Origin of the sequence: Streptomyces sp. WAC05292, assembly GCF_003949955.1 — a bacterium.
Taxonomy (GTDB): Bacteria; Actinomycetota; Actinomycetes; order Streptomycetales; family Streptomycetaceae; genus Streptomyces; species Streptomyces globosus.
In genome coordinates this window covers 1-2,873 of sequence record NZ_RPSE01000577.1, presented here as the reverse complement: position 1 = coordinate 2,873, position 2,873 = coordinate 1, and the positions used below count along the sequence as shown (strand labels likewise).

The 2,873-nt window shown below is 78.9% G+C and carries 2 protein-coding genes; one reads left to right on the top strand and one right to left on the bottom strand.

Annotation, left to right across the window (positions count from 1 at the left end; translation table 11 throughout):
- Positions 1-44: 44 nt before the first annotated feature.
- Positions 45-1,049, top strand: coding sequence for a serine protease (locus EF903_RS31185; RefSeq protein ID WP_125548333.1), 1,005 nt, complete (start codon positions 45-47; stop codon positions 1,047-1,049).
- 26 nt (positions 1,050-1,075) lie between these two features.
- Here the strand turns inward: EF903_RS31185 and EF903_RS31180 are convergent, their stop codons facing one another.
- A complete protein-coding gene (locus EF903_RS31180) occupies positions 1,076-2,476 on the bottom strand; it encodes an NAD(P)/FAD-dependent oxidoreductase (RefSeq protein WP_125548331.1) in 1,401 nt (466 codons plus the stop codon).
- Positions 2,477-2,873: the final 397 nt, after the last annotated feature.

Below are 2,873 nucleotides of genomic sequence, written 5' to 3'. Positions count from 1 at the left end.
CGTCGAGCCGGGGGTCGTGCAGCCGTCCGGGCGGGAGTTTCCACATGGTCAGCAAGAGGCCCGGCCGCAGCGCCGGTCACCCCCGGCGGGCGCGGCCGCGGCGCGTGCGACTCCTCGCCGGGGCGGGCGGTGCGCTGCTGGCCGCGGGCGGGGCGGCGTACGCGTGGGGGCTGCCCGGGATCCTCGCGCACTCGGCGGCCGGGGACCGGGCGCGCGGCAGCTACGCAGCGGACGCCGCGGACGGCGACCGCGCCGCCGCGGCCCTGCTCGCCGGCGTCGTACGGGAGGTGCCGGCGGCCGGGCGGAGCGGGCAGGGCGAAGCCTCCGGCCCGGCGGCGGCGCCCGGCCCGACGGCGGGACCCGGCCCGGCCGAGGCACCCGGCGCGCCCACCGGTCCGCTCGCCGCGCGCCCCGCCGTCGCCGAGCCGGCGATCGGGGCGCTGTTCTCGCCCGGCGAGGACGGCGACGGCGCCCACCACTGCTCGGGCGTCGTCGTACACGCGCCCGGCGGAGATCTGGTGGCCACGGCCGCGCACTGCGTGCACCGCCCGGTGCTGGGCTTCCGCACGAACCTCGTCTTCGTGCCCGGCTACCGGGACAGGCAGGCCCCGCACGGCGTGTGGGTGCCCACCCGCATCGACGTGGACCCCCGGTGGGCCGCCTCCCAGGACCCGGACCACGACATCGCGTTCCTGCGCGTACGCCGCCCCGGCCGTCCCGGCGAGCGGCTGGAGGACACGGCCGGGGCGTACCCGGTCCGGTTCGGGGCCGGGCTGCCGCTGCCGGCGCGGCTCGCCGGCTATCCGGGCGGCGCCGAGCGGCCCCTGGACTGCTCGACCACGGCCGTCGCCGAGTCGGCCACGCAGCTGCGGCTGGACTGCGCGGACGTCCCGAACGGCACGAGCGGCGGGCCCGTCCTGGCAGGCGGCCGCACCCTGATCGGCGTCATCGGCGGCCGCGACGGCGGCGGCGACGAGTGGACCTCCTACAGCATCCGCTTCGGCGACGCGGCCCGGGAGCTGTACGAGCGGGCCACCCGGTCCGGGTAGCGGGACGCCGGCCCGTCGCCCCGGCCTCAGGCGGGCGGGCCGCCGTGGTGGGCGGGGTAGGCGGCCGTCATCGGCGGGGCCGAGGGCAGCCGCCATTTGGACAGCACCCGTACGACCGTCGCCGGGCTCAGCAGCGTCTCGGGCGGCTCGGACAGCGACAGCACCCGGAAGAAGGGTCGGGAGAGCGCCGGGTCGGTGTTCGCGCCGGCGACGACCCGCGCCATGTAGTGCTGGAGCACCTTCGTCGCCCGGTCCGCGGGCGGGCCTTCCGTTCCCGGGTAGCGCATGTCCTCGCTGGTGGCGATCTGCCAGGCGGTGTCCGCGACGGCGGCGGTGCGCCTCTGGATGCGGCGGGCCGCCGCGGCGACCTCGCGCGGGGTGAGGCCGCGGATGGTGGCGGCCAGGGCTCCGGCGGCGAGCGCGGCCACCGTCATACCGTGCCCGTACACGGGGTTGAAGCGGCAGGCGGCGTCGCCGAGCACCGCGAAGCCCGGCGGCCAGCGGTCCAGGCGCTCGAAGTGGCGGCGCTCGTTGGCGGTGCTGCGGAAGCCGGTCGGCGAGGACAGCGGTTCGGCGCCGCGCAGGGCGTCGTACAGGGCCGGGCTGCGCAGCGTCCGCGTGTACTCCAGGAACTCGGCGTCGCCGGTCGGCGGGGCGTGCTCGCCGTTGCCGATGAGGGTGGCGAGCCAGCGCCCGTCGTGCAGGGGTACGAGCACCCCGCCGCGCGGGATGTCGGGGCGGCCCTGCACGTACATGCCGTGCCAGCGCCGCTCCGGGTCGGGCGGGAGGGCGTAGTACCGGCTGGAGTAGCCGAGGTGGGAGTCGAAGCGGGTGGTCCGCGGGGCGGGCAGGCCGAGGGCGGTGAGCCAGGCGGGGGCGCGGGAGCCGCGGCCGGTCGCGTCGACGACGAAGCGGGCCGGGAGCCGCTCGCCGCCGCGGAGGCGGACGCCGGTGACGGTACGGCCGTCCGGGCCGGTGAGGAGGCCGTCCGCAGGGACGCCGGCGCGGATGCGGATGCGGTCGTCGCGCAGGACCTCGCGGCGCAGCGTCCAGTCGATCAGCTCCCGTCCGGCGATCAGCAGCCGCGCACCGGGCACCTGGCCGAACCAGTCGGCCGAGCTGAGCCACAGGAAGTCGCGGGGTGACTCCAGCAGGGACGCGCCGCCGGCCAGCAGCTCGCCGGAGAAGCCGGGAAGGAGCTCCTCCATGGTGTCGAGGCCGCGTGCCCAGAGCACGTGGACGTGGCGCGACTGGAGCACTCCGCGCCGGAACGCCGGCCCGGTGTCGGGGAGTTCGTCCCGCTCCACGACGGTCACCCGGGCGAAGCGCGCTGCGAGGACCCGCGCCGCGAGCAGGCCTGCCATTCCGCCGCCGAGCACGACGGCGTGGTCGTCGGCGCCTGGGTGGTTGTCCGTGTCGTCGTCCATGCGGCCGAGTCTGCCCCGGGGGACGGGCCGGGGTTGAGGCCCCATCCGGGGCGCCCCGGCGCACCCCGGGGGCGGACGGTCTCACACGAGGGCGCCTCCGGCGCGGCCGGCCTGCGCCGGCGCGTACGGGTGCGCAGCGGTACGGGCGCGTGTGCCGGGGCCGCGGCACACGCGCCGTCCGCCGGCCGGCCGGGGGTGGCCGACGAGGACTGTTCCCGTGGCCGGCAGGCATGGTCGGCACGGGCGCCACGACCGGCACGGGCGGCCGCAGGACCGGGCGGCGGCACGGGCGGTCGCGGGGGCCGCTGCCCGGCCGGGCGGCGGCCCGGGCCGTTGTGGGGGCCGCTGCCCGGCCGAGGGGGTGTTCGGGGAGCCGGGCGCCCGGTCGCCGCAGGTC

What these genes read in the sequence shown, in the direction of transcription:
- EF903_RS31185 (WP_125548333.1), top strand. Translation starts at nt 45, where the DNA reads ATGGTCAGCAAGAGGCCCGGCCGCAGCGCCGGTCACCCCCGGCGGGCG.
- EF903_RS31180 (WP_125548331.1), bottom strand. Translation starts at nt 2,476, where the DNA reads ATGGACGACGACACGGACAACCACCCAGGCGCCGACGACCACGCCGTC.